27 protein-coding genes and 1 other RNA gene are annotated in these 24,308 nt (G+C 69.0%); 10 read left to right on the top strand and 18 right to left on the bottom strand.

Going from position 1 to position 24,308, the window contains the following annotated elements; all coding sequences use genetic code 11:
• Positions 1 to 16: 16 nt before the first annotated feature.
• Genes Q0579_RS14085 through mtgA form a run of 3 tightly spaced genes read left to right on the top strand, consistent with a single transcriptional unit; the run spans position 17 to position 2,734 of the window.
• A complete protein-coding gene (locus Q0579_RS14085) occupies positions 17 to 796 on the top strand; it encodes a hypothetical protein (protein ID WP_298813450.1) in 780 nt (259 codons plus the stop codon).
• Entirely contained in the window at positions 793 to 2,016 is a 1,224-nt protein-coding gene (locus tag Q0579_RS14080) for an NAD(P)/FAD-dependent oxidoreductase (protein WP_298813448.1), read from the top strand. The genes Q0579_RS14085 and Q0579_RS14080 overlap by 4 nt, the downstream gene beginning before the upstream one ends.
• A 43-nt stretch (positions 2,017 to 2,059) precedes the next feature.
• Positions 2,060 to 2,734: a monofunctional biosynthetic peptidoglycan transglycosylase gene (mtgA, locus tag Q0579_RS14075; RefSeq protein WP_298813446.1), complete on the top strand. Its 675-nt coding sequence runs from the start codon at positions 2,060 to 2,062 to the stop codon at positions 2,732 to 2,734.
• Positions 2,735 to 2,791: 57 nt separating this feature from the next.
• On the opposite strand, the gene Q0579_RS14070 is transcribed toward mtgA, so the two are convergent.
• The 9 genes from Q0579_RS14070 to Q0579_RS14030 all read right to left on the bottom strand — a co-directional run bounded on the left by Q0579_RS14070 (position 2,792) and on the right by Q0579_RS14030 (position 8,531).
• Complete coding sequence (locus tag Q0579_RS14070; RefSeq protein WP_298813444.1) at positions 2,792 to 3,025, bottom strand: hypothetical protein; 234 nt, start codon at positions 3,023 to 3,025, stop codon at positions 2,792 to 2,794.
• A 138-nt stretch (positions 3,026 to 3,163) separates the two neighbouring features.
• Positions 3,164 to 3,487, bottom strand: a complete 324-nt coding sequence (locus tag Q0579_RS14065) for a YbaB/EbfC family nucleoid-associated protein (RefSeq protein ID WP_298813442.1) — start codon at positions 3,485 to 3,487, stop codon at positions 3,164 to 3,166.
• Entirely contained in the window at positions 3,484 to 5,124 is a 1,641-nt protein-coding gene (locus tag Q0579_RS14060) for a DNA polymerase III subunit gamma/tau (protein WP_298813440.1), read from the bottom strand. The genes Q0579_RS14065 and Q0579_RS14060 overlap by 4 nt, the downstream gene beginning before the upstream one ends.
• A gap of 201 nt (positions 5,125 to 5,325) precedes the next feature.
• Positions 5,326 to 5,423: signal recognition particle sRNA small type (ffs, locus tag Q0579_RS14055), an RNA gene on the bottom strand.
• A gap of 47 nt (positions 5,424 to 5,470) precedes the next feature.
• Positions 5,471 to 5,701 carry a hypothetical protein gene (locus tag Q0579_RS14050; protein WP_246248485.1) on the bottom strand — a complete coding sequence of 77 codons (231 nt, stop codon included), beginning with the start codon at positions 5,699 to 5,701 and terminating at the stop codon, positions 5,471 to 5,473.
• Positions 5,702 to 5,713: 12 nt separating this feature from the next.
• On the bottom strand, positions 5,714 to 5,983 hold the full coding sequence (locus Q0579_RS14045; RefSeq protein ID WP_298813436.1) for a hypothetical protein: 270 nt from the start codon (positions 5,981 to 5,983) through the stop codon (positions 5,714 to 5,716).
• 87 nt (positions 5,984 to 6,070) lie between these two features.
• On the bottom strand, positions 6,071 to 6,376 hold the full coding sequence (locus tag Q0579_RS14040; protein ID WP_298813434.1) for a 2Fe-2S iron-sulfur cluster-binding protein: 306 nt from the start codon (positions 6,374 to 6,376) through the stop codon (positions 6,071 to 6,073).
• Positions 6,373 to 7,458, bottom strand: coding sequence for a cysteine desulfurase family protein (locus Q0579_RS14035; protein ID WP_298813432.1), 1,086 nt, complete (start codon positions 7,456 to 7,458; stop codon positions 6,373 to 6,375). Before Q0579_RS14035 ends, Q0579_RS14040 begins: the two co-directional genes overlap by 4 nt.
• On the bottom strand, positions 7,455 to 8,531 hold the full coding sequence (locus tag Q0579_RS14030; protein ID WP_298813430.1) for an aminotransferase class V-fold PLP-dependent enzyme: 1,077 nt from the start codon (positions 8,529 to 8,531) through the stop codon (positions 7,455 to 7,457). The genes Q0579_RS14035 and Q0579_RS14030 overlap by 4 nt, the downstream gene beginning before the upstream one ends.
• A gap of 74 nt (positions 8,532 to 8,605) precedes the next feature.
• Between Q0579_RS14030 and Q0579_RS14025 the strand changes: the two genes are divergently transcribed.
• Complete coding sequence (locus Q0579_RS14025) at positions 8,606 to 9,262, top strand: alpha/beta hydrolase (RefSeq protein ID WP_298813428.1); 657 nt, start codon at positions 8,606 to 8,608, stop codon at positions 9,260 to 9,262.
• Between the two features lie 125 nt (positions 9,263 to 9,387).
• Here the strand turns inward: Q0579_RS14025 and Q0579_RS14020 are convergent, their stop codons facing one another.
• Together Q0579_RS14020 and Q0579_RS14015 are read right to left on the bottom strand one after the other, a co-directional pair.
• Complete coding sequence (locus Q0579_RS14020; RefSeq protein ID WP_298813762.1) at positions 9,388 to 9,570, bottom strand: hypothetical protein; 183 nt, start codon at positions 9,568 to 9,570, stop codon at positions 9,388 to 9,390.
• The gene (locus tag Q0579_RS14015) at positions 9,567 to 10,526 is read right to left on the bottom strand and encodes a pyridoxal-phosphate dependent enzyme (RefSeq protein ID WP_298813427.1); all 960 of its coding nucleotides are present in this window, start codon (positions 10,524 to 10,526) and stop codon (positions 9,567 to 9,569) included. The genes Q0579_RS14020 and Q0579_RS14015 overlap by 4 nt, the downstream gene beginning before the upstream one ends.
• Before the next feature lie 161 nt (positions 10,527 to 10,687).
• Here Q0579_RS14015 and Q0579_RS14010 point away from each other — a divergent pair, with 161 nt between their 5' ends.
• The 6 genes from Q0579_RS14010 to Q0579_RS13985 all read left to right on the top strand — a co-directional run bounded on the left by Q0579_RS14010 (position 10,688) and on the right by Q0579_RS13985 (position 15,112).
• Complete coding sequence (locus Q0579_RS14010) at positions 10,688 to 11,917, top strand: type III PLP-dependent enzyme (protein WP_298813744.1); 1,230 nt, start codon at positions 10,688 to 10,690, stop codon at positions 11,915 to 11,917.
• Between the two features lie 106 nt (positions 11,918 to 12,023).
• Positions 12,024 to 13,106, top strand: coding sequence for a deoxyhypusine synthase (locus tag Q0579_RS14005; RefSeq protein ID WP_298813426.1), 1,083 nt, complete (start codon positions 12,024 to 12,026; stop codon positions 13,104 to 13,106).
• Between the two features lie 160 nt (positions 13,107 to 13,266).
• The gene (locus tag Q0579_RS14000; RefSeq protein ID WP_298813424.1) at positions 13,267 to 13,710 is read left to right on the top strand and encodes an MAPEG family protein; all 444 of its coding nucleotides are present in this window, start codon (positions 13,267 to 13,269) and stop codon (positions 13,708 to 13,710) included.
• Position 13,711: 1 nt separating this feature from the next.
• Positions 13,712 to 13,897 (top strand): hypothetical protein, encoded by a 186-nt coding sequence (locus Q0579_RS13995; protein ID WP_017978200.1) that lies wholly within the window; start codon positions 13,712 to 13,714, stop codon positions 13,895 to 13,897.
• A 71-nt stretch (positions 13,898 to 13,968) separates the two neighbouring features.
• Positions 13,969 to 14,511, top strand: a complete 543-nt coding sequence (locus Q0579_RS13990) for a hypothetical protein (protein WP_298813422.1) — start codon at positions 13,969 to 13,971, stop codon at positions 14,509 to 14,511.
• A 61-nt stretch (positions 14,512 to 14,572) separates the two neighbouring features.
• A complete protein-coding gene (locus tag Q0579_RS13985; protein ID WP_298813420.1) occupies positions 14,573 to 15,112 on the top strand; it encodes a DUF4337 family protein in 540 nt (179 codons plus the stop codon).
• Here the strand turns inward: Q0579_RS13985 and Q0579_RS13980 are convergent.
• From Q0579_RS13980 to Q0579_RS13950, 7 genes are read right to left on the bottom strand one after another with little or no spacing between them, the layout of a single operon-like run.
• On the bottom strand, positions 15,109 to 17,001 hold the full coding sequence (locus tag Q0579_RS13980; protein WP_298813417.1) for an XrtA/PEP-CTERM system amidotransferase: 1,893 nt from the start codon (positions 16,999 to 17,001) through the stop codon (positions 15,109 to 15,111). The two genes, Q0579_RS13985 and Q0579_RS13980, sit on opposite strands and share 4 nt — an antisense overlap.
• On the bottom strand, positions 17,001 to 18,545 hold the full coding sequence (gene xrtA / locus Q0579_RS13975) for an exosortase A (RefSeq protein WP_298813415.1): 1,545 nt from the start codon (positions 18,543 to 18,545) through the stop codon (positions 17,001 to 17,003). Before xrtA ends, Q0579_RS13980 begins: the two co-directional genes overlap by 1 nt.
• Positions 18,542 to 19,711, bottom strand: coding sequence for a TIGR03087 family PEP-CTERM/XrtA system glycosyltransferase (locus Q0579_RS13970; protein WP_298813414.1), 1,170 nt, complete (start codon positions 19,709 to 19,711; stop codon positions 18,542 to 18,544). Before Q0579_RS13970 ends, xrtA begins: the two co-directional genes overlap by 4 nt.
• 4 nt (positions 19,712 to 19,715) lie before the next feature.
• Positions 19,716 to 20,762, bottom strand: a complete 1,047-nt coding sequence (locus Q0579_RS13965) for a FemAB family XrtA/PEP-CTERM system-associated protein (protein ID WP_298813412.1) — start codon at positions 20,760 to 20,762, stop codon at positions 19,716 to 19,718.
• The gene (locus Q0579_RS13960; protein ID WP_298813409.1) at positions 20,759 to 21,604 is read right to left on the bottom strand and encodes an XrtA system polysaccharide deacetylase; all 846 of its coding nucleotides are present in this window, start codon (positions 21,602 to 21,604) and stop codon (positions 20,759 to 20,761) included. Before Q0579_RS13960 ends, Q0579_RS13965 begins: the two co-directional genes overlap by 4 nt.
• Before the next feature lie 4 nt (positions 21,605 to 21,608).
• On the bottom strand, positions 21,609 to 22,661 hold the full coding sequence (locus Q0579_RS13955) for an AAA family ATPase (protein ID WP_298813407.1): 1,053 nt from the start codon (positions 22,659 to 22,661) through the stop codon (positions 21,609 to 21,611).
• Between the two features lie 12 nt (positions 22,662 to 22,673).
• On the bottom strand, positions 22,674 to 24,308 hold the full coding sequence (locus tag Q0579_RS13950; RefSeq protein WP_298813405.1) for a hypothetical protein: 1,635 nt from the start codon (positions 24,306 to 24,308) through the stop codon (positions 22,674 to 22,676).

The following is a 24,308-nucleotide window of genomic DNA, read 5'->3' as shown; positions in this document are numbered from 1 at the left end:
GACGGGGGAACGCACCATGTGGCCATCGATCAAGCAGATGTACGGCGGCGCCGTCCGGTTCGCGCGGGCGGCACCGCTCTTGTTTCTGGTACCGGTGCTGGTCGAGTTCGCGCAGCACGTCGCCGAGGTGCAATCGGGCCTCTACGTCAGCCCCGAGGCGGCGCGCGCGGTCGCGAGCGATCCGACGCGCATGGCGTTTGGGTTTGCCAAGACGCTGGCGCTGCTGCTGCCGGGTTACTGGTTCACGCGTTTTCTGGCGTTCGGCGGCGACCTACGTCGCACGCTCGTCTTCGACGCGCGCGCGCTGGGATTGTTCGCGGTACAGTTCGCACTTGCGGGCGGCGTGCAATATGCAATGCTGTTTGGACCGCCCCTCGGCCCTCTGCTCGGGCTGGACGGACGCGCGGCGTCGCTCGTCACGGCTGGGCTCGCGATCGCGCAATCGGTGCTCGGCATCTACCTGACCGCCTGGTTCGTCGCCTGGCCGCTCGGCAATGCGAGCCTCGGTCCGCTGCGGTCGTGCGCGGTGATGGCGGGCAGCTTCTGGCGCGCGGTCGGTTACCTGCTCGCGGGCGTGATCCCGCTGATGGCGCTCCACTACGCGCTGGGGCTCGGCGCGATCGGTCGCCCGCCCACTTTGGTGTGGATCATGCTGGCGCTCGACGCGGTGGCGGTCGGCTTCCTCGCGCTGACCATGACCGCGGCCAAGTACGTCGCCGCGCGCGACGCTGCTGACCGCAAGCAGGTGTCGCTGTTCGCCGACGATCAGCCACACCCCGTGCCGTCGTTTCAATGAGCCCCGAGGTCCTCGTCATCGGCGCGGGCGCGGCGGGGATCGCGGCCGCGCGCGCGCTGCACGACGCGGGCGTCGATACCCTGTTGATCGAGGCGCGCGACCGGATCGGCGGGCGCGCGCGCACGATCCATCACGGCGACGCCGCGCTCGACCTCGGCTGCGGCTGGCTCCATTCGGCACGGCGCAACAGCTGGACCGACGTGGCGCGCGCGGCCGGCTTCACGATCGCGACCGACACCGCCAACTGGAGCGAGCAGTACCGCGACCTCGGCTATTCCGCCGAGGAGCAGGCCGCGTTCGGCCGCGCATGGGACGCGTGGGAGGCGCGCGCGCGCGCTGCGGCCGGCGGGCCCGACCAGCCGCTCTCCGCCTTCGTCGCCCCTGACGAGCGCTGGCGCCCGATGCTCGACGCGATCTCGGATTACGTCAACGGCGCCAACCTGTCGGACGTATCCCTGCACGACTGGCTCGCCTACGAGGATGCCGCGACCAACGACAATTGGGCGCTGCGCGAGGGCTATGGCACGCTCGTCGCGCATCACGCCGCCGGGCTCGCGGTTCGAACCGGCGTTGCTGCGAGCCACGTCGACCACAATGATCGCGCGCTGCACGTAACGACAACCGCCGGCACGATCACCGCGCGCGCGGTGATTGTTGCGGTCCCGACGAGCATCCTCGCCGACGAGCGACTGTCGTTCACCCCCGCGCTATCCGACAAGCACGCCGCCGCCGCCGCGCTGCCGCTCGGGATCGCGGACAAGGCGTTCCTGGCGGTCACCGGCGCACACTGGCCGCACGACGCGCACCTGATCGGCAACCCACACAGTGCCTGTACCGCCAGCCACCGTCTGTCGCCGTTCGGTTGGCCGGTGGTGGAAAGCTTCTTCGGCGGCGATTGCGCCGATCAACTCGAGGACGGCGACGCCACTGACTTCGCGATCGAGGAATTGGTCGCGCTGCTCGGCAGCGCGTGGCGCGCGCGCTTGACGCCGATCACCGCGACGCGTTGGCGGCACGAGGCATGGATCGAGGGCAGCTACTCGCACGCGCGCGTCGGCCACGCGCATCAGCGTGCAACCCTCGCCGGCACCGTCGATGATCGGCTGTTCTTCGCTGGAGAGGCGTGTTCGCCGCATGACTTCTCCACCGCGCACGGCGCGCGCGACACCGGCCTCGCCGCCGCCGCGGGAGTGCTTCGCGCGCTCGACCGGCGCACGTAGGTCCTTCACCCGACCGCGCCGATTGCGTAAGCCCGCGCGCACGATGATCCGGGCGGCACGCATCCTGTTCAAGGCGACTTTGTGGTTCGTCGTCCTGTCGGTCCTGTGGGTCGGCATCTACGCGCTGGTGCCGCCGCCGTTCACGCTGACGATGGCCGGCGACCTGATGCAGGGGCGCTCGATCACCAAGGATTGGACTCCGCTCGCCGACATCGACCCCGATATGCCGCGCGCGGCGATCGCGGGCGAGGATGCGCGCTTCTGCCTCCACCACGGCTTCGACTGGCGCGCGATCGCGGGGGCGGCGGCGCGCAACGCGCAGGGCGGGCGCATCCGCGGCGGCTCGACGATCAGCCAGCAGACCGCGAAGAACGCCTTTTTGTGGCAAGGCGGCGGTTACGTCCGCAAGGCGCTGGAGGCGTGGTTCACGATGCTGATCGAACTGATCTGGGGAAAGCGCCGGATCATGGAAGTGTATCTCAACCTCACCGAGACCGGTATCGGCACCTACGGCGTTCAGGCGGGTGCGATCCGATACTTCAACCATCCCGCCGATCGCCTCAGCGCGATCGAGGCGGGGCGTATGGCGGCGGTCTTTCCACTGCCGAAAAAGCGCGCGGCCGTGGATCCGCGCGGTTTCGTCCGCCGCCACGGCAACGCGATCGCCGCACGCGTCGGCGTGGTGCGGCGGCAAGGGCTCGACGCCTGCCTCAAGTGACAGGCTGGCTGGTCGGCGCGCGGTGACGAGCGACCTGCCCGCCACCGCGCCGCCGGTTCAGTTGTTTTTGTCGATCGCCGCGCCAGCCTTGTCGGCAGTCGACTCGACGCTCTTGGCCGCCGAGCTGATCGCGTTGTTCTTCGACACTTCGCTGCTGGTGCCGGCAAACAGGAAGTAGGCGGCGATGCAGACCACCACCAGCACCGCGAGCCCGATGACCAGCCCGGCGTTCGATCCGCGACGCTCGATCACGGTCGTGTGCGGGGTCTGGGTGATACGATCCTCAGCCATGCCATCCTCCTCTGATTGATGGTGGCGACAACCGAATCGTATCGAAGTTGTTCCGTCAGCGTGACGAACGCTGCACGTGCGAACGGCGGAGGCGCGTCGCACACGCCTCCGCCGTCCGTCATCCTTGTTCCGCGCCGATCAGAACGGCAGCTTGAACCCGGGCGGCAGCTGCAACCCGCTGGTCATCTTCGACATTTCGGCCGAGGATGCCGCATCCGCCTTCGCGCGCGCGTCGTTGATCGCGGCGGCGATCAAATCCTCGACCATTTGCTTTTCGCTTGGCTGCAACAGCGATTCGTCGATCGAAACCGCAATGATGCGGCCCTTCGCCGACGCCTTGACCTTGACGAGCCCGCCGCCCGCCGCGCCATCGACCTCGATCGTGTCGAGCCCGTCCTGCGCCTTCTGCAATTCGGCCTGGACGTTCTGCGCCATCGCCAGAATGTCGTTCAAATCCTTCACGAGAGACTCCGTTTGGCTGCGGGCGGATCGATGAGTTCCGCCCCGGGAAAAGCTTGAAGCGCGGCCAGCACTGCCGGGCTCTGCGCGACCTGGTCGTGACGCGCCTGTACCGCGTCGAGTTCCGCCTCTCGGACCGAAGGCGCACCGGGCGCGTCGACCATCGCGACCTTCCACACGCGCCCGGTCGCCTCCTTCAATGCGGCGGCGAGCTCGACCAGCATGTCGGCGGGCAAGGGGCGCGTGTTGCTAAACTCGATCTCGGGCGGTGCGTAGCGGACCAGTCGCGCGGCGTGGCGCAACCGCGCGACGAGCGCGATCTGCCCTGCGCCTTCAACGAGATCGAGCGCGGCGGCGAACTCACGCGGCGTACGATCGGCCGGTGCAGGCGGAGCGACCGCCGCGGGCGGTGACGACGCCGCGGCGGGTGCAGCAGCCGCCGGTCCCCGCCGCGCAAGCTCGCCCGGATCGGGCAGGCTCGCGGCGTGGATCACGCGCAGCAGCGCCATCTCCGCCGTCTCGATCGGCAAGGACGCGCCGCTCACTTCCTCGTACCCCTTGAGCAGCAACTGCCACAGCCGGTGCAACACCGGGAACGACATGCCGCCCGCCCATTCGCGATAGGCCGCCCGCTCCTCGACAGGCTGCGCCGGGTCCTCGGCGGCACCGACCTTGATCAGCGTGACGCCGTGCACCGCTTCCAGCAGCCCACGCATCACCGTCTGCGGATCGACGCCCAGCGCATATTGCCGCCTGAGCGCCGCGAGCGCGTCGGGCGCGTTTCCCTGAAGCAGCAGCGCGAGCAGGTCACGCACCGCGCCGCGGTCCGACAGTCCCAGCATCTCGCGCACCGCGTCGGCGCGCACGCCCCCACCCTCCAGGTCGGCGTGCGCGATCGCCTGGTCGAGGATCGACAAACCGTCACGCGCCGACCCTTCCGCCGCACGCGCGATCAGCGCCAGCGCCTCCGCCTCCGCCTCGACACCCTCCGCCTCGGACACGCGCGCGAAGTGATCCGCCAGTTTCTCCGCCGGAATACGCCGCAGATCGAACCGCTGGCAGCGCGACAGCACCGTAATCGGCACCTTGTTCACCTCGGTGGTTGCGAACAGGAACTTCACGTGCGCGGGCGGCTCCTCCAGCGTCTTGAGCAACCCGTTAAACGCCGCCTTCGACAGCATGTGGACCTCGTCCACGATGTAGATCTTGAACCTGGCCGATACCGCGGCGTAGCGCGACGCCTCGATGATCTCGCGTACGTCGTCGATCCCGGTGTGGCTCGCGGCGTCCATCTCGATCACGTCGATGTGGCGCCCTTCCGCGATCGCGCGGCACGGCTCGCACACGCCGCACGGATCGATCGTCGGCCCGCCCTGCCCGTCCGGGCCGATGCAGTTGAGCGCCTTCGCGATCAGCCGCGCGGTGGAGGTCTTCCCCACCCCGCGCACCCCCGTTAGCAGGAACGCGTGCGCCAGCCGCCCGCGCCGGATCGCGTTGGCGAGCGTCGTCACCATGGCATCCTGCCCGATCAGCGCGGAGAAGGTCTGCGGCCGGTACTTGCGCGCGAGCACGCGATACGTCTCCGGCTTGGCCGGTGCCGCGGGCTGAGGTGGAGAGCCGAGGTCGAAGGAGTCGGACATGTCGGGATGATGTAGGGTGCGAAGCGGCGTTTGTCGAAGCGATTAGCCAACCGTCATCCCGGACTTGATCCGGGTTCCCGCTGTTTCCTCACTGCCGCTGAGGAGAAGGGGCGCCGCGGCCAAGCCGCGTCGTCGGACGGTGCGGCGCACCGCCGGCCGCGCTTGCGGGCGTGGTGCAGCTTGCTGCACACTCGCACGCTGCGCGGTGGGAGCCGGAACGACCCGCGGCGAAATCGTTGTGGCTGCTTCCTTCCGGACCTGACCAGGTTGGCGACGACCACGTCCGCCCGACTCCCGCGCGCCCTATGGCGGAGCCGGGCGGTGTGATCAAGCCATTAGCACCGGCTCAGCGGCGATAGCGCACCGTGCGGCAGACGGTGACGCGGCGGCCGTGACGCCAGCGCTTCTCGCACACGCGGCGGTTGTGCCAGCGCCCGCGGTAACGCGGTCCGGTGTGACGCACCACCGTGCGCTCGCGCACCACGACGCGCTCCTGCGCGGCGGCGGGTGCAGCAGTCGCCGCAACGCCGGTCATCGACAGGAGGCCGAACGCCAGCATGGAAAACAGAGCCTTCATTGTACGCTCTCCTCAGTAACGAACGCGATAGCAGCGGCGGACCGAGCCGTAGCGTGCCGGGCGATAGCGACAGACAGTGCGGAAGCGCGGCCCGCGCCAGCGACGGTCATAACCGTAGCCGCGCCCGCGAAAACGGCGTGGCGGCGCGTAATAACGGCCACCGTGGTAATAGCGACCCGAATGCCAGCCGCGCTCGTCGCGCCAGCGCTGCGCGTCCGCCGCGACCGGCGTCATCGCGCTCGCCGTCACCACGCCGGCCAAGCTCAACATCATCAGCTTCATGCCTGTTACTCCTCTACGCGCCCACCCACCACGCGCAGAATAGGCCAGTGGTCCTGCTGGTTCCTGAACCGGTCGGTCAGGCGAGAGTCAGGCGGCAGGAAGGCTGAGCCCCAGTTCTTCCAGCGCCGGCGTCAGCACGATCTGACACGCCAGCCGGCTGGTGCGCCGCGCATTCGGCACCAGGTCGAGCATGTCCTCTTCCTCCTCGCTCGCAGGCGGCAGGCGATCGAAATCGGCGGCGGCGAAGATGACGTGGCAAGTCGCGCACGCCATGTCCCCGCCACACGTCCCTTCGAGCGGGAGTCCGGCGCGCTGGCAGGCATCGAGCAACCGCTCACCCGGCTCGCCCGCAAACTCGGACACCGCGTCACCATCGGTCACGAACAATCTCATGCCGCGATCCTCTGCGCGTCGGCGGCAGCGGCGATCCGACCAATCCCGGCGCGTAGCTCCTCCTCGGTCGTGTAACGCCCGAAGCCGAGCCTGATCGAGCTACGCGCCTCGGCGTCGGAGAGCCCGATCGCGCGCAGCACGTGGCTGGCGCGACCCGATCCGCTCGCGCACGCACTGCCGGCCGAGAAAGCCAGCTCGCGCAGCTCGCTCATCAATCGGTTGACGTCGAGCCCAGCGCGGCGGACGTTCAGATTGCCGCGATAACGTGGGTCGACCGCACCGTTGATTGCCCATCCCGGCAGCAGATCGACCGCCACCCGCCACAGTCGCTCGACGTGCGCCGCATCCTCGTCCGCGCGCTCGCGCATCAGCCGCGCCGCCACCCCGAACCCCGCGCACAATGCCGGGCTGAGCGTGCCAGAGCGCCCGTCTTCCTGATTGCCACCGTGGAGCAGCGGCGCGAGCGTCACCCCCTCGCGCATCCATAGCGCGCCGACGCCCTTGGGCCCATGCACCTTGTGCGCCGACACCGCGACCAGATCGACCGTGTCGGGGACCAGGACCCGGCCGTAGCCCTGCACCGCGTCGCACAGCATCAGCGCCCCCGCCGCGTGAGCCATGTCGGCCAGTGCTCCGACCGGCTGCACCACCCCGATCTCGTTGTTGACCAGCATCGCCGCGACCAGCTCCGTGCCCGGCACGATAGCCGCGCGCGCCATGTCGAGATCGACCATTCCGTCCTGCCCGACCGGCAGCACCGTCACCGCCCGCCCGCGCGCGGCCTCCGCGGCAACCGTGTCGAGCACGGCGGCATGTTCGGTCGCGAGCGTGACGATGCCGCCGGTCGTCCCCTTGATCGCCCAGTTGAGCGCCTCGGTCGCGCCGCTGGTGAAGGCGACGCGCCCGCCCGTCGGCAACAGTCGCGCCACCTCGCCCCGCGCGACCTCGACCGCCGCCTTGGCCGTGCGTCCGGCGCGGTGTGGCGAATGCGGGTTGGCGAACCCGTCCCGCAACCACGGCAGCATCGCGTCCAGCGCCTCGGGCGCGAGCGGCGTCGTCGCCTGATAATCGAGGTAGATCACGCCGCGAACGTCCGCGTCTCGCGCGCCACGCCGCGCCACGCGGCGATGAAACGCTCGATATCGCCCTCGCTCGTCGTGCGACCGAAGCTGACCCGCACCACCTCTCGCGTGCGTGGCTCGCTCCACCCCATCGCACGTAGCACGTGACTCGGCTTCAGGCTCCCGCTCGCGCACGCGCTCCCCGCCGACACCGCGATCCCGCCCAGGTCGAACCGGATCAGCTGCGCGTTCGCCGCGACGCCGGGCATGCGATAGCTGCCGATCGCGGGGTGCCGCGCGGCGCCCTCGCCCACCACCTCGCCGCCCGATCGCCGGACCGCGTCGTCGAGCCGCGCGCGTAAGCGCACCCAGCGTTCGACCGGCTCGGCCTCCTCCAGTGCCGCTGCGTAACCGAGCACGCCCGGTAGATTCTCCGTCCCCGCGCGATACCCACGCTCCTGCCCGCCCGAGGGCGCCAGCACCGCCAGATCGCGCACCAGCAGCGCGCCGACGCCCGGCGGTCCACCGCGCTTGTGCGCCGACAAGGCCACCAGATCGGCGTGCGCCGCAACCTCCGCCCCCTCGCCTGCGGGCATCTGCGCCGCGTCGACCAGCAACAGCGCGCCCGCGGCATGCACCGCCTCCGCAATCCCCGCGATCGGTTGCCGCACCCCCGTCTCGCTGTTGCACCATTGCACGCACACGAGTCCGCCCGATATCGCGTCCAGCCCCTCCCGCGTCACCACGCCCTGTTCGTCGACCGGGAGCACCCGCGGGTCCGCGCCCGACCGCCAAACCGCGTCATGCTCGACCGCGCTCGCGTACCGCGCGGGCGCATGGACGCGGTTGAGCGCGATCCCGAGCGACTCGCTCGCTCCGCTGGTGAACAGCACTTCGCTCGTCCAGCCATAGGCCGCCGCCACCTGCGCGCGCGCTTCTTCCAACGCCTTGCGCGCCGCCCGTCCCTCTCCGTGCGGCGACGACGGATTGGCCCACATCGCCATGCCCGCCAGCACGGCCGCGCGCGCGCCTGCGGTCATCGGCGTCGTCGCGGCGTGATCCAGATAGAGACGGTCAGACACAAAACGTTCCATTCTCGGGCTCTGCGCCTATATAGCGCGCCATTCCGGGCGCTCGCGCGTCCCCACGCATCATATAACGAGTGACCATGCCCGAAGTCATCTTTCCCGGTCCCGAAGGTCGCATCGAAGGCCGCTTCGCCCCTGCGCCGCGTCCGCGCGCGCCCGTCGCCATGATCCTCCACCCGCACCCGAACGCGGGCGGCACGATGAACAACCGCATCGTGCAGGAACTCTACAAGACGTTCCAGCGCCGCGGCTTCGCCACGCTGCGCTTCAACTTCCGCGGCGTCGGCAAGAGCCAGGGCGTGTTCGACAACGGCGTCGGCGAATTGTCGGATGCGGCCGCCGCGCTCGACTGGATCCAGAGCTTCCATCCCGAAGCGCAGACGACCTGGATCGCGGGCTTCAGCTTCGGCGCGTGGATCGGCATGCAGCTCCTGATGCGTCGCCCCGAAATCCGCGGCTTCATCTCGATCGCGCCGCCCGCCAACCTCTACGACTTCACCTTTCTCGCTCCCTGCCCCTCGTCAGGGATCATCATCCAGGGCGCCGAGGACGAGGTGGCGACTCCGCCCGCGACGCAGAAGCTGGTCGACAAGCTGCGCACGCAGAAGCACATCACGATCCACCACGACGTGATCCCGCGCGCGAACCACTTCTTCGAGCACGAGATGCCCGACCTAATGAAGAGCGTGGACAATTACCTGGATATGCGGCTCGACCCGAACTCACCGATCCGGTGAGTTCGTCGAAGCGGAATAGCCCAACCTATTCCGCGTCGCGCCGGCGAGCCCGGCCGGCGGCGCACCAGCGCCAAGCGACGACACGGGCTAAGCCCTGTCGCCCAGCCCACTTCTAACCCACCCCCTCACATCGTCCAGATCAGCACGTTCCCCAGCAACACCAGCGCCATCGCGATCATCAACACGCCCTTGCGCCGGTCGCGTCGTGTCCTGATCAGGTAAACGCCCCCGATCACGCAGGCGAACACCGCCAGCATCGCGATCCCCGGCGCCGCCCCGGCGATCGAGCCGTACACGCCCTCGGTCACGCGATCGCCCGCGCGTAGGCGTCAATGTCGACGTTCCCGCCCGACAGGATGACCAGCAGCCCCGGCTCCAGCGTGACCTTGCCCGCGAGCAGCGCGGCGAGCGCCACAGCCCCGCCCGGCTCTACCACCAGCCGCAACCGTTCGGCAGCCCAGCGTTGCGCGGCGCGCACCTCGGCCTCGCTCACTGCCACGCCGGTCGCGTCACGCCGACTGAGCACGTCGAAGGTGAGCGGCGACACCTGTTTCGTCTGCAGCGCGTCGCACGCGGTCGGCGGCGGGTTCGCACCCACCGGCTCGATCCAGCTCGCCTCCAGGCTGCGGCGCATGTCGTCCCAGCCCTCGGGCTCGACCACGGTGATCGCGGCATCCTTCAGCGCCAGTGCGACCCCGGCCGCGAGCCCGCCACCGCCGCACGGGATCACCGCGCGCACACACGCCGGCAGCCCCGCTGCCGCCATCTGCTCCGCCGCCTCGACGCCCGCGCTGCCCTGCCCCTCGATGATCCACGGATCGTCGAAACTCGGTACCAGCGTCGCGCCGCGCGCTTCCGCCAGCCGTGCCGCGATCGTCTCGCGGCTCTCGCTCATCCGGTCGTAATCGACCACCTCGGCCCCCAGCGCGAGCGTCGCCTCCCGCTTTGCCTTGGGCGCGTCCGCCGGCATCACGATCGTCGCCGCCATGCCCAGCCGCTTCGCCGCCCACGCGATCCCCTGTGCGTGATTGCCGCTGGAGAAAGCGACGACGCCGCGCGCACGCGCCGCTTCGTCCATCGCGGTCAGCCGGTGCCACGCGCCACGTATCTTGAATGCGCCGATCGGTTGGAGTGATTCGGCCTTCATCGCCACCGCCACGCCCTCGATCATCACCACGTACAACGGCGTCTGCGGCAGGATCGCCGCGACCTTTGCGGCAGCGTCGCGCACCCCTGCGCGCGTCGGTTGTCGTAAAATTGTCACGTTTCGCAGAATGGCATGAAACCAGGGGCCGCGAAACGCTTTACAGGGGGGTAGGTCACTCTTATGTGACCCCTCCGCTGCCCCAAGGGACTTCCACCGCAAGGCAGTGATCTGTCGAACAACAAGTCCGCGGCGTCGCCGTGGCGCGGAGGTCCCTTGAATTGCACCAGCATCATCGCGCGCTGGGGTTAGCGCCCCAATCGACTGCCGTCCGTGGCGGCATCGACATCGCCAAGGGTGGACCGGTTCAGCCGGTTACGCTCGTTCGTCCCCACGCTGCGGCGCGGGCCGCCCGCTTCTTTTCGGAGAAGTTTCCGGGCCGCTCGATGTACGCGGTGAAGGCGAACCCTAGCCCCGAACTCCTGCAGATCCTGTGGGACAACGGCATCACGCATTATGACGTCGCCAGCCTGACCGAAGTGCGCCTCGTCGCGCGCACGCTGCCGGGTGCGACTCTCTGCTTCATGCACCCGGTCAAGGCCGAGGAAGCGGTGCGTGAAGCCTATGCGACGCACGGTGTCCGCACGTTCAGCCTCGATTCGATCGAGGAACTGCACAAGATCATGCGCGCGACGGGCAATGCGACCGACCTGACGCTCTGCGTTCGCCTGCGCGTCTCGTCCGAGCATTCGAAGCTCAGCCTCGCGTCCAAGTTCGGCGTCGCGCCGCACGAGGCGAAGGAGCTGCTGTTCGCTGCACGCCAGGCCGCCGACGCGCTTGGCATCTGCTTTCACGTCGGCAGCCAGGCGATGACGCCCGACGCTTATGCCGACGCGATGGAGCGCGTGCGCGCCGCGATCGTCGACGCAGCGGTGACGGTCGACGTCATCGACGTCGGCGGTGGCTTCCCGTCGAGCTATCCCGGCATGGAGCCGCCCCCGCTCGAGCGGTATTTCGAGACGATCCACCGCGCGTTCGAGAGCCTGCCGATCTCCTATTCGGCCGAGCTCTGGGCCGAGCCGGGTCGTGCGCTGTGCGCGGAATATAGCAGCGTGGTGGTGCGCGTGGAGCGTCGCCGCGGCAACGAGCTGTACATCAACGACGGCGCATATGGCGCGCTGTTCGACGCGGCGCACATCGGCTGGCGCTTCCCCGTCACGCTGCTGCGCGAGCCCGAGTCGACCGTGCGCGATCACCCGTTCTCCTTCTATGGTCCGACCTGCGACGACCTCGACCATATGGCAGGCCCGTTCCTGCTGCCCGCCGACGTTCAGGCGGGCGACTATATCGAGATCGGCATGCTCGGCGCCTATGGCTCGGCGATGCGCACCGCGTTCAACGGCTTCGGCTCGGACGAAACGGTGATCGTCGACGACGAGCCGATGGTATCGCTCTACGACGCGATCGAGCAGGACAACGCCGAAGTCTCCTCGAACGTCGTCAAGCTGTAATCAAGCACTTGCAATGGTTAAACGGCGACGCACATCGGCGTCGCCGTTTCTACGGGTTTGCGCGTCCCCTTCGAACGACGCCGCGCCGATCATGCGGGAGCATCCCATGACTGATACCCTGAACAAGACCGCGGGCGCCAACGCGCCGATCAACGACACGCGCAAGGCCGAACTGCTGTCGAAGCAGGTAAAGCACATCGACATCAAGAGCTTCGACGCGCGCCCGATCGTCGACGCGATGAGCGACATGAGCTTCACCAGCCGTGATCTCGGCCGTGCGACCAAGATCTACAACGACATGCTGGCCGACAAGGACTGCACGGTCGTGCTCGTCATCGCCGGCTCTACCTCAGCGGGCGGCTGCATGGACCTGTACGCCGAGCTGGTGCGCAACAAGATGGTCGACGTGATCGTCGCCACTGGCGCGACCATCGTCGACATGGATTTCTTCGAGGGTCTGGGTCACAAGCATTACCAGGCGCTCGAAGTGCCCGACGACGACACTTTGCGCTCGCTCTACATCGACCGCATCTACGACACCTATATCGACGAGGAGCAGCTGCAGGACTGCGACTTCACGATCAACAAGATCGCGGAAAGCCTGGAGCCCAAGCCCTATTCGAGCCGCGCCTTCATCCGCGAGATGGGCAAGTATCTGGTCGAGCACGGCAAGAAGGACAACAGTCTCGTCAAGCTCGCCTACGAGCATGACGTGCCGATCTTCTGCCCGGCGTTCGTCGACTCCTCGGCCGGCTTTGGCCTCGTCAAGCATCAGGTCGATGCGGCGAAGGAAGGCCGCCCGTACATGGTGCTGGATGCCATCGCCGACTTCCGCGAGCTCACGCAGATCAAGATCGAGGCGGGCACCACCGGCCTCCTGATGATCGGCGGCGGCGTGCCGAAGAACTTCATCCAGGACACCGTCGTCTGCGCCGAAATCCTCGGCCACGAGGACGTCGAGGTACACAAATACGCGGTGCAGATCACCGTCGCCGACGTGCGCGATGGTGCCTGCTCGTCCTCGACGCTGCAGGAAGCCGCGAGCTGGGGCAAGGTCAACACCGGCATCGAGCAGATGGTCTTCGCCGAGGCCGGATCGGTGATGCCGCTGCTCGCCAGCGACGCCTATCACCGCGGCCACTGGAAGGACCGCGCCAAGCGCGGCTGGGCGAAGCTGTTCGCGGTCTGAGCCGCACGCGGGCAGGTAACGCCTGTCCGCGAGACGGCTCAAGCCCGGCAGGCGCGGGTGCCCGCACCCGCGTCCGACGTCACGGGGTTCACCCCCGTGACGCCGCCCCCAACGACCGAGTCCCCTTCCCCGACGCCGGCGCGTGCACTAGCGTTGCGACATGGACCCGATCCCCACCACGGCGAACGCCATGCTCCAACCGGTCGTCGTCCTGATCGCCTGGACGCTGGCGATGCTCGGCTGGCTGCTCGCGACGCGCCTGCCCGCGATGGCGCGCGCCGGGGTCAAGCTGTCCACACTCGTCGGCAGCAAGGCCGCAGACGCCGACCGCTCGCTTCCCGCCGAGGCACAGTGGAAGGCGCACAATTACAATCACCTGCTCGAACAACCCGTGCTGTTCTACGCGGTGTCGGGCGTGATCGTGCTGACCGGCACCGGCTACGGCGCGAACGTCGCGCTCGCCTGGGCTTATGTCGTCTTGCGCATCGCGCACAGCATCTGGCAGGCGACGGTCAACCGCGTCTCGGTGCGCTTCTACCTCTTCATCGCGTCGTCGCTGGTCCTCGCCGCACTGACGCTTCACGCAGGTCTGGCGGTATTCTGACATGGCAAAAGGCGAAACGTTCGAGCGGCACCGCCAACCCTGGACCGCGGACGAGATCCAGAAACTCCATACGCTGGCGAAAAAGGGCATGGCGCTGAAAGCGATCGCCAAGGCGCTCAAGCGGTCGGAGGAATCGACCAAGGACCGCGCCAAGGCCGACGGCCTGTCAATCGCCAAGCTGCGCTGAATTGTAAGGGCGCGCGCTGGACGACACGCGCGTGCCGACGCCATCCTTTGCAACCTTGAAGGGGGCGAATGATGATCCTGCTATCCTTGCTGCTCGCGACGACACCAGCACCCGATCTCGCTGCAGCGCGGCTGGCGCGCGCGGTTGATTTGTACGAGGCCGCGTGCCTGAAAACCTTTCCCGATGACGCCGCGATCGACGGGCTGATGACGCAGCGTGGCGCCAAACCGCTCACCGCGGAGCAGGTAAAGGTGACGCTGCGCGACGATCCCGGCCGCGGCTGGCAGATCGGCGACGGCGCGGAGCGAATGCTGGTCTTCCTCGAACTGCCGCCGTTCCACGCCTGCTCGGTGCGCTTCGACATGCCGAACACGGGCTATGATCTGTCAGGCTATGAAGCCGCGGCGACACGGTTCACCGCTGATCACGAGGGTTTCAGCGCGATGCCGCCGTTCGATCAGCGTGTCGGCACGATGCGCATCCACGCCGAGGGCAGGCAGCGCGTCACAGCGGATAGGGGGGAGTCGCTGTTCGTCATCGCGCAGCAGAATGCGGCTAACGCGAAAACTGATCTCCGCTTCGTTCACCAGATCGGCGCTCCGCCTGGAAAATGAGCCGGTGAGATGACCGCGAGTTAATTGGCGTGGTTATCCGCCGCGGCGCATATCCTGGCGCATGGAGATCGAAGTCAGCGCCGAGGCAAAGGACAAGCGACTCAACCGCGGCGTCGCGGTCACCGTTGTCGTACTGTCGGTCGCCATGGGGCTGGGCAACATCAAGGACGGCAACATCGTCCAGGCGATGGAGCAGGCGCAGGCGCGCAGCGTCGATCGCTGGAACGAATATCAGGCGACGCGGGTCAAGGCGCGCGTCGTCGAGACGAGCATGGCCGAGGTCGCCGCCGCGCGCGGCACCGCGCCCGCGACATTCACCGCCGACCTCGCGCGCTACAAAAACGAAACCCCGCAGCTGAAGGCGCAGGCGCAGGAGTTTGAGGCGCAGTATGACGCGCTCAACATCCACGACGATCAGTTCGACGCGAGCGAGGCGGCGCTCTCGACCGCGATCTCGGTTGCGGCGGTGGCGGCGCTGGTCGAGGCGCCTTGGGTGCTCGCCGCCGCGTGGGTGTTCGGCGCGTTCGGGCTGTTCCTGTCGTTGTGCGGGTTCGCCGGCTGGGGCTTCCACCCCGACGTGCTCAGCACGCTGCTGGGTTAGGCGAACAGCCGCCTGAGGCTGCGCTCGAGCATCACGAACTGCCACAACGTCCGCCCGTGCTCCTCGCGCCCGCTGCGATGCGCGTCGGCGACGCGCGCGATCTCGCCCATGTCGAACCAGCCGCTGTCGCCGAGCACGCGCGAGCGCGCCAACCCCGCGGCCTCCCCCGCCAGGCTCCCGCGGAACCACGCGCTGACCGGGGTCACGAACCCCATCTTGGGTCGGTAGAGGATGTCGCGCGGCAGATAGCGTTCGAGCGACCGCTTCATCAGCCACTTGCCCTCACCCCCGCGCAACCGCATCGCCTGCGGCAGCGTCGCGGCGAATTCGACCAGCCGGTGATCGAGCAGCGGCTCGCGCGCCTCCAGCCCGACCGCCATGCTGGTGCGGTCACTCTTGGTCAGGATATCGCCGGGCAGCCAGATCTTCATGTCGGCATATTGCGCGCGGTCGATCGCGTCGCGCGCAGGCGCATCGCGCATCGCGGCGACATAGCGATCCTCGGCCCGGTGCCCGCCGAGCGCGCGCCGCGCGGTGTCGCTGAACAGGGCACGGCGCAGCGCAGGCGTCGTCACCCCGACCGATCGCGCATAGGCTTCCGCCCCATCGTCGGCGAGCGCCAGCAGCGTCGTCTTGGCGCGCAACGGACGCGGAGCCCAGTCCGCCTTGGGATAGACGCGCCCCAACGTCCCGAACACCCGCCGCCGCAGGTCGAGCGGCAGCAGTCCGCGCACCCGCTCCTCCGCCGCCTGGAAGCGATAGCGGCGATAGCCCGCCATCGCCTCGTCCGCGCCGTCACCCGACAAGGCCACCGTCACGTGCTCGCGCGCCAGTGCTGCGACCTGGTAGGTGGCGAGCGCGGAGGCATCGGCGAACGGTTCGTCGAACGCGGCCACCAACGTGTCGATCAATCCGAAATCGTCGGGTCGCACGACGCGGACGTGGTGGTCGGTCGCGAACCGCTGCGCGACCGCGGCGGCGTGGCTCCGCTCGTCGTGGCCCGCCTCGTCGAAGCCGATCGTGCAGGTCTTGACCGCCGCGCGGCTCGCCTCCGCCATCAGCGCGACGACCGCGGAACTGTCCACTCCGCCCGACAGGAACGCGCCGAGTGGGACGTCGGCGACCATGCGCGAGCGCACGCCATCGCGCATCCGCTCCAGCAATTCCTCGCCCAACGCCGCCGCCGATCCGCGCGCGCGATTGGCGAACGACACGTCCCACCATTGCCGTGGCTTCGCCGCGCCCTTGCCGCGCTCGATCAGCATGTAATGCCCGGCCGCGAGCTTGTTGACGCCCGACACCAGGCACGCGTCATCGGGGACATAGCCGTAGGCGAGGTAATCCTCGACCGCGCGCACGTCCGGCTTTCGCCTGAGCAACGGATGCGCGAGCAGCGCCTTCAGCTCGGACCCGAACGCGATCGCCCCGTCCGACAGCTCGGCCCAGTGAAGCGGCTTCACCCCCATCCGGTCGCGCGCGAGAAACAGCGTCTGCGTCGCTGCGTCATGGATCGCGAACGCGAACATGCCGTTCGCCCGCTGCAACATCGCCGCGCCCCAGGCGGCATAGCCGTGGAGCAGCACTTCGGTGTCGCCATCAGTCGCGAACACCGCGCCGCGCCGCTGCAACTCGCTGCGCAGCTCGCGATAATTGTAGATCTCGCCATTGAACACGATCGTCAGCCGCGCGTCCGCGGTCGCCATCGGCTGCGGCGACCCTTCGAGGTCGATGATCGACAGCCGGCGATGCGCGAAGCCGACGCCGGGCGCGGTCCACACGCCCGCGCCGTCGGGCCCGCGGTGCGCGATCGCATCCGCCATCGCGCGCAACCGCGCCGGGTCGACCGGCTTGGGCGTGGCGGGATAGAACAGCCCCGCGATGCCGCACATCAGCGTGGGGTCTCGGCGATCCGCAGCATGGCGGCACCCGGATCGCCCAGGCGCGCCAGGAAGCGCGTGATCGCCGCGCGCGGATCGTGCCCCGGTGCCGCGACCGCCGACAGGTGCAGCACGATCGCGGGCTCCGGCGCGCCGAACAGCCGCATCTTCACCGTCGCAAGCTTCACCTGTTTGTCGTCCCCGGTCACCGTGTTCCCGACGCGGTACCATGTCGCGACGACGCGCTCCACCTCCCCGCCGCCTGTACCCGGCGGCGCATCGGCGACGATCCGCATCGCGCGGCCACCGTTCAGATCGGGCAGGTCGGCAACGCGCACCCAGCGATCGTCTTCGCGCAGCACCCCGGTGCCGTAGGAGACGAGCTCGCGCCCTTCCTCCTGCCGGGCGAACACCGCGACGCTCATGTCGACCGCATCGCCCGCCGGATCGGCGTAGCGGCCGAGCAGGAAGTGATCGGCGCCCGGATGGTAGGGCGACCATGCCGCGCGCGGGTCGAGATCGACGCGGCGCCAGCCGGCAACCTCGGGCAAGGCGATGTGCATCGGCAGCGGCGCCGAGCGCGCCATGATTGCCGCCGCACTCGCCGGGAATACGCCCGCGCCTGCTACGACCAGCACGCCCGCGACCACCACCTCCAGCGTGAGCCGCGGTCTTGTCTGAAGTTCGGCAGGGTCGAACGCCGGATCGTCGGGCGAACGATCGAACCACCGCCACGCCAGTCCGAGCACCCCCGCCATCACGATCGCGAAGAACACCCAGCCGTAGACGATATGGTCGAACCCCGTCGCCGCCTCGACGCTGGTCAGATGCGCGGCGTAGATCGTCCCGAACGCGCGCACGCCGTTGGCGATCACCGGCACGACGACGCACACGCCCATGAACAGCGCGCGCCTGCGCCACGCGGTGAAGCATTGGTTGGCGACCAGCACGCCGAACGCCACCATCGAGATGACGAACTTCGCCCCCGAGCACGCCTCGGCGACCTCGAAATAATAGCGTCCGGCGTGGATCAGCACGCCGTCGACCACCGCGGGCACGCCGAACAGGTGGAGCAGCGGCATCGTGATCGCAACCGTCACGTCCTGCAGTGGCGGCTCCAGCTCCTGCCCGAACGGCACCATGAAGAACGCGTAGCCGAGCGGGAACAGCAGCCCGCGCGCGACATTCGGACCGAGCGTCGTGACGACAGCGCCTTCCAGCATCAGCACCAGCCCTAGCTGCCGCGCAAACGCGACGCCCGCGACCTCGCCCAGCAGCCACCCCGCCCCGCCACCAGCGACGACGAGCAGTCCCGGCGCCCAGGCGATCGGCCTGAGTTGCGCCAGCTCGACGCGCCGCGCCCAGACCAGCCAGCCAACGACCGGCGCGATAAACAGGCAATGCCCGAACGTCGTGCTGGTCCACCACAGATGAACCACGTCGCGCACGTCGCCGGTAAAGATCAGCAGCAACGCCGCGGCGGCGAGCGCCAGCACGACGAGATGCCTCGTCCACGCCCCCACCGCGAACGCGCGCCGGTGCACGGCGATCGTCACGCGGCGGCCCGCGCGGGCGCGTCGAGCCCCATCAGCGCGTCGAGCGGCGCAAGGCAGGCGTCCCACGCATAACGCGCGCGCACCCGCGCCCGCGCCGCCTGTCCCAGCATGCGCGCCTCCTCCGCATCGTCCAGCAGCCGGATCACGGCCTCACCCATCGCCGGATCCGCCGCGACGCGGATCGTCCCCGCATGGTCGATCCCCTCGGCCGCGGCGGGCGAGGCGACCACCGCGCGCGCCATCGCCATCGCTTCCAGAACCTTGTTCTGGATGCCGCGCGCGAGCGCCAGCGGCGCGACGACCACGTCGGCGGCGGCGAGCCAGCCGCGCACATCGGGCACCTCGCCCGTCACGATTACCGCCTCGCTCACCAGCGCGCGCACCTCGCGCACCGGCGCGCGCCCGACGATCGCGAAACGCACCTCGGGGTGAGCCTCGCGCACCCGCGGCAGCACCTCGCGCGCAAACGCGATTACCGCGTCGACGTTGGGTTTGTAGTCCATCTGCCCGGTGAAGACGATCAGCCGTCCCTGCCCAGTCACGGGCACGAAAGCGGCGGCCGGACCGAAGACGCCGGTGTCGATCCCATTCTCCAACGCGCGCGCACCCGGCACCAGTGCGGCTTCCTCCGCGCTGACGAATAGGCTCGCCTCGACGCGCGCCGTGACTGCGCGCTCATACGCACCGAGCAGCCGCGCCTCGCGCCGATACATCCAGCGTGACACGCCGCGCGCATCCTCGGCGAAAGCCGCGAACTTCTTCGAATCGGCGTCGACGAAATCCATCACCGCGGGCACGCCAGCCGGCAGGTACTGCGCCATCTGCCCCGAAAAGGCGTAGACCCGGTCGATCCCCCGCTCACGCACGATCCGCGCCACCGCAGCGTGCACGCGCGCGTAGTCGAAGGCCGCGAGTGACAGCGGCCGCCCGCTCGCCAGCGCCTCGACTCCCGCACGCCAGCGCGGCTTGGTGCGCTCCACCACCACGCATTCACCCAGCATGTCGCGGAACTCCGCCGACGGTGTCAGGTCGCGCGGGTCATCGGCGAAGGCGACCAGATGCACCCGCGCGCGCGCCGCCAGGTGCCGCAGGACGTGGAAGCTCCTGATCTTGTCGCCGCGATCGGGCGGGAACGGCACGCGATGCGCGAGGAACAGGATCTCCATCGCCTCAGCCCAACCCGCGGCTGATCCACGGCCCCAATGCATTGGCGAGCGGCAGCGGCAGCTTCTTCCACGTCCGCACCATCAGCGCGTATTTGGGATTGAGCGGGTTGACCTCGCGCCGCTCGCCCTCGCTCCACGACGCATAGGACAGCGGTCGCCCCTCAAAACCCCAGTTCTTCTTGAACGCCGCCGCACCGGTGCCGACCTTGGAGCGCCCGAAGTCGAACCGCGTGCATCCGCGCGCGCGCGCGTGCGCCATCAGCGCGAAATACATCCGGTCATTGGCCCGCAACCCGCGGGCGGCATCGGTCCCGCCGCCCCAATAAGGATAGACTGTGCCGTTCCAGTAAAGGCTCAGCACGCTCGCAACCGGCACACCCGCGTGCCGCACCGTCAGCACGTCCGCATCCATCCGCGCCACCGCCTCGCGGAACAGCGCACGCGGGAAGACGGGCGTACCCAGATTGCGCACCGATTCGGCATAGACGCGGTAGTGATCGGCGAGCGCGCGTGCGTCGCGGCCGATCTCGACTGCCAGATCGTTCGCCAGCGCCTTGCGCACCTCGGCGCGCTGCTTGCGCGGGATGGCGAGCAGTTCGGCCTCGTCGCTCGCCGCCAGATCGCGCGCGAAGCCGAGATAGCTGCCCTCGTCGATCGCCCAATCCGCCGGATGCGCGCCACCGCGCAACTCGATCGAGGGACAGTTAAGCCGTCCCGCCAGCTCGCGCGCCGCAGAAGCGAGCGGTTCGATCGCGCACGTCTCACCCAGGATGCCGCCATCGACCGCGAACCCGCTCGACACAAGGGCGCGCCCGAACAGCGGCGAGCGCATCTCGGTCAGCGGCAGCACGCCCGCGAGCGTGCCGTCGCCGTGCTCGGCGAGCAGGACATGCGCGCGCTGCCCGCACCCCGCGGCGACAGCCTCGCCCCACGCCGGCAGATGGAACGGTGTCGCTTCCGGGTGCGCGCGCACGAACGCGTCGACGCGCGCGCGATCCGCGGGCGCGGCGGCACGCACGCCAACCGGTCTGGCGAGCAGCGGCATCGTCATGCCGCCAGCCGTTCCACCACGGCGTCGACGCGGCCCCAATCGTGCCGTTCGAGCAATCCGCGCAGCTTCCCCGCCATTGCACCCAGCCGGCTGTAATGGCGCAACTTGGAGCGGAGCGGGGCCTCGGTGACGCGCGGCTGGTCGGGATCGACCTCCCACGGGTGAAAATAGAACATGCCCGGCTGCGCCTGCGCGTTGACCTGCCGCACCGCAAAATCGGTCACCGCCGCGGGCAGAAGGCGAAAGAAGCCGCCGCCCGTCGCGAAGCGCCGCCCGGCCGCCTCGCCCACCGTCACCGGCAGCTCGACCAGCCCTGCGTCGGGGAGCGGCCGCCACGCGAACCGCGGGCTCTTGCGCCAGCCATAATGATCGTGCGCGATCGGCGCGACGCTGGAGGAATAACGATAGCCTTCCTCCGCCAGCACCACGTGCGCCCAAGGCGTGCGCTGGTCGATCGAGAAACTGGGCGCGCGGTATCCGGTGACCGCGACTCCCGTCGCATCCTCCAGCGCGCCGCGCGCGCGCCGCAAATCGGCGCGGAACGCGTCCGCATCCATCGTGAACACGCGCTGATGGTCCCAGCCGTGGCTCGCGACCTCGTGCCCTGCATCCACGATCCGCCGCATCAGTGCGCCCTGCCGCGCCGCGACCCACCCAAGCGTAAAAAAGGTCGCGCGCGTGCCCGTTTCGGCGAACAGGTCGAGCACGCGCGCGGTGTTGCCCGCAACCCGGCTTTCCAGCGTGTTCCAATCGCGCTTGTCGATCGTGCGCTCGAACGCGCCGACCTGGAACCATTCCTCCACGTCGACCGACATGCCGTTCAGAACACGAGGCTTCGTCATGACTTCAGGCTGCCCCGCGGACCGGTACGTCGCGCAAGTCGTCGCGCTCGACCCAGTCGATCAGCAGAGTCAGCACGCGCCTGAGCGCCGCGTCCTGTTCCGCGATCCGCGCCTCCAGCGCCGCGAAACGCTCGTCGTCGATCCCTGCTGCCGGTGCGGCGGGCACTGGCGGCGCCACTTCGGCCTCGTCGTCGTTGGTGTTCGCTGCCGCGGGACGCTCGGGTGCGGTGTGGGCCACCGCCGGCATCTCGCGCCGCTGATCGTTCACCACTGCCCGCACCACCTTGGCGTCGATCAGTTCGACCTCGGACACCGCAGCGTGGAGCAGCACGCGGCTCATCAACTGGTTCAACCGGCGCGGCACGCCATCGCTCGCGCGGTACAGCACCGGAAAGGCGTCCTCGGTGAAGTTCGGCCGCCCGGTCCATCCGGCGATCTGCAGTCGGTGGCCGACGTAATCGGCGACCTCGTCGGGCTCCATGGGATCGAGGTGGTGCACCGCGATCACGCGCTGGCGCAACTGCTCCAGCCGCGCCGACCCGTTCAGCCGCTCGCGGAACTCGGGCTGGCCGAGCAGGAAGATCTGCACCAATGCATGACCCCCTGCCTGGAAATTCGACAGCATCCGCAGCTCTTCCAGCGCCGAGGTCGGCAGCGCCTGACTCTCGTCGACGATCAGCAGCGTGCGCCGGCCCGTCCGCGCGACGCCGTGCAGCCCGCGCTCGATCAGCAGCAGCAACTCGGCCTTGTTCTTACCCGAATGGTCGATCCCCAGCCCGGTCGCGACGATCCGCAGCAGGTCGTCGGCCTCGATCGCGGTCGACACGATCTTTATGACCTTCAAGTTCGCGGGATCGATCTGGTCCATCAGATGCCCGACCAGCGTCGTCTTGCCCGCACCGATATCGCCGGTGATGACGATGAAGCCCTCACCCTGCGCAAGACCATAGCCCAGATACGCCATCGCCTTCTTGTGCGTGGCGGTATCGAACCAGAAACGCGGGTCGGGCGTCAACTGGAACGGGCGGTCGTGGAAACCGAAGAACGTCTCGTACATGGCCGTATCCGTTCAAAAATTGTAGCGCGCGCCGAGCAGCGCCTGCGCCGACACCTGCTTGTCGAAATCGCCCTGGTCGAACGCGTAGATACCCGCCGACAAGGCGGTGCCGAGCCGCCCGAAGTTGCGGCTGTAGGTGCCGTTCAACCCGGTTCCGTACACGTCCTGCGCACCCGGAAGGTCGCTGGAGAACCAGTTCGCGTACAGGTTCGCGTCGAACTGCGACACGCGGCTCAACGCACGCGAATAGAACACCTGCGCATAGGCGCTCTGGTCCTCCAGCCCCAGCACCTGCGTGCCGACCGCGACGCGGGGCGCGTACAGCCGGCGGTTGGCGTAGCCCGCGCCGATGCCGTAGCCGGTGCGGCCCTGCTGCACGCTCCACGCGCCGTCGATCCCGCGCGCGCGGTAGCTCGCGGTCGAGATCGACTGGAACACGTCGTTCAAACACCCGCCGGCGCCGTTCTGCTGGCTGCCGCCCTGGCGTCCGAAGATGCAGCCGCCGAACAATTGCCCGAACGGATCGTTTTGCGTCTGGAAACTGGTCGGCAGCCCCGCGATCCCGTCGCGCAACTGGCGACCGAACGTCTCGATCGCGTCGTAGACGATGACCTGCAACCCCGATGCCTCGGACATGCGCCACGACAGCGCGCCGGTGTAGGTTTCCCCGCCGTAGCGGTAGCCCGCGGTGGCCTGCAGCTCGACGCGCGGCGACGGACGCCAGATCACGCCCGCGTCGTAGATCAGCCCGTCGGTGTCGTAGGCGATCCGCTCGGGCGAGTTCGGATCGGTCACGAAACGGCCGTTCCAGTCGACCACCGCGTTGCCGGCCGTGTCGACCAGCGGATCGCGCTGCGTCGCCTTGATCCGCTCGTAACCCGCACCCGCGCGCAGCGCGACCGTGCGGCTGACCGGCAGCACCACGTCGCCGCGGCCGTAATAGCCCTCGTAGTTCTGATCGAGCTGGTTCGCGTCCTCGCGCTCGTACGCGCCGCTCAGCGTGACGCCGACCAGCGCGATCCGGTTGGCGGGCACGCCGATGCTCGCCTGGACGACGTGGTTGGTCGAGGAATCATAGCCATCCAGCCGCGGAGAACCGGGCGCCAGTGCGATGTCGGTGTCGCCCTCCACCTTGGTATAGCCGAAGCGGTAGCTGCCGGTCACGTCGAACGGCCCGGCGCGCGTCTGCACGCTGGGGCCGGCGAACAGCGAATAGACCTGGGTCAGATTGTCGGTGGTGCCGATCAGGTTGATCGGCGCCGCGCCGCGAATGTCGCTGCGCTGCCGCGTCGCCAATGCGCCGCCGTCCAGCGACAGCCACGGCGCGACCTGCGTCGTCGCGCGCGCCAGACCGCTATGGACGCTCAGGTCCTCGGTGTTGTCCTCCCAGGAGAAGCGCCGTTCGTAGCGGTAGCTGATCTGCGCATCGGTTCGCGCCGTCGAAATGCCCGCATCGATGCCGGCCGCGAGCGAGGTATAGGTGACGACGTCGTCGCCGTTCGACAGCTCCGCCGCGACCGCCTGCGTCGCCTCGATATAGGGCGTGACATAGCGCGACTGCGCCGCGGCAGGCGCGGCGGCGAGCACGCCCGCCATCGTCGCCGTCGCCAGCAGCGCACCCGTCGCCAAATTGGGAAAACGGCCCAC

The sequence above is a fragment of the uncultured Sphingomonas sp. genome, assembly GCF_936927845.1.
GTDB lineage: Bacteria > Pseudomonadota > Alphaproteobacteria > Sphingomonadales > Sphingomonadaceae > Sphingomonas.
Note: the sequence above shows the minus strand (reverse complement) of the source record. Positions and strands in the feature narration are given on the sequence as shown.

What these genes read in the sequence shown, in the direction of transcription:
- Q0579_RS14030 (WP_298813430.1), bottom strand. Translation starts at nt 8,531, where the DNA reads ATGGAACGTTTTGTGTCTGACCGTCTCTATCTGGATCACGCCGCGACG.
- Q0579_RS13980 (WP_298813417.1), bottom strand. Translation starts at nt 17,001, where the DNA reads ATGTGCGGCATCGCGGGGCTGTTCTATCCCGCCACGCCCAAGCCGGTC.
- Q0579_RS13955 (WP_298813407.1), bottom strand. Translation starts at nt 22,661, where the DNA reads ATGTACGAGACGTTCTTCGGTTTCCACGACCGCCCGTTCCAGTTGACG.
- Q0579_RS14025 (WP_298813428.1), top strand. Translation starts at nt 8,606, where the DNA reads ATGCCCGAAGTCATCTTTCCCGGTCCCGAAGGTCGCATCGAAGGCCGC.
- Q0579_RS13990 (WP_298813422.1), top strand. Translation starts at nt 13,969, where the DNA reads ATGATCCTGCTATCCTTGCTGCTCGCGACGACACCAGCACCCGATCTC.
- Q0579_RS13985 (WP_298813420.1), top strand. Translation starts at nt 14,573, where the DNA reads ATGGAGATCGAAGTCAGCGCCGAGGCAAAGGACAAGCGACTCAACCGC.
- Q0579_RS14040 (WP_298813434.1), bottom strand. Translation starts at nt 6,376, where the DNA reads ATGAGATTGTTCGTGACCGATGGTGACGCGGTGTCCGAGTTTGCGGGC.
- Q0579_RS14000 (WP_298813424.1), top strand. Translation starts at nt 13,267, where the DNA reads ATGGACCCGATCCCCACCACGGCGAACGCCATGCTCCAACCGGTCGTC.
- Q0579_RS13970 (WP_298813414.1), bottom strand. Translation starts at nt 19,711, where the DNA reads ATGGAGATCCTGTTCCTCGCGCATCGCGTGCCGTTCCCGCCCGATCGC.
- Q0579_RS13995 (WP_017978200.1), top strand. Translation starts at nt 13,712, where the DNA reads ATGGCAAAAGGCGAAACGTTCGAGCGGCACCGCCAACCCTGGACCGCG.
- Q0579_RS14050 (WP_246248485.1), bottom strand. Translation starts at nt 5,701, where the DNA reads ATGAAGGCTCTGTTTTCCATGCTGGCGTTCGGCCTCCTGTCGATGACC.
- Q0579_RS14060 (WP_298813440.1), bottom strand. Translation starts at nt 5,124, where the DNA reads ATGTCCGACTCCTTCGACCTCGGCTCTCCACCTCAGCCCGCGGCACCG.
- mtgA (WP_298813446.1), top strand. Translation starts at nt 2,060, where the DNA reads ATGATCCGGGCGGCACGCATCCTGTTCAAGGCGACTTTGTGGTTCGTC.
- Q0579_RS14005 (WP_298813426.1), top strand. Translation starts at nt 12,024, where the DNA reads ATGACTGATACCCTGAACAAGACCGCGGGCGCCAACGCGCCGATCAAC.
- Q0579_RS14045 (WP_298813436.1), bottom strand. Translation starts at nt 5,983, where the DNA reads ATGAAGCTGATGATGTTGAGCTTGGCCGGCGTGGTGACGGCGAGCGCG.
- Q0579_RS13960 (WP_298813409.1), bottom strand. Translation starts at nt 21,604, where the DNA reads ATGACGAAGCCTCGTGTTCTGAACGGCATGTCGGTCGACGTGGAGGAA.
- Q0579_RS14070 (WP_298813444.1), bottom strand. Translation starts at nt 3,025, where the DNA reads ATGGCTGAGGATCGTATCACCCAGACCCCGCACACGACCGTGATCGAG.
- Q0579_RS14085 (WP_298813450.1), top strand. Translation starts at nt 17, where the DNA reads ATGTGGCCATCGATCAAGCAGATGTACGGCGGCGCCGTCCGGTTCGCG.
- Q0579_RS13965 (WP_298813412.1), bottom strand. Translation starts at nt 20,762, where the DNA reads ATGACGATGCCGCTGCTCGCCAGACCGGTTGGCGTGCGTGCCGCCGCG.
- Q0579_RS14080 (WP_298813448.1), top strand. Translation starts at nt 793, where the DNA reads ATGAGCCCCGAGGTCCTCGTCATCGGCGCGGGCGCGGCGGGGATCGCG.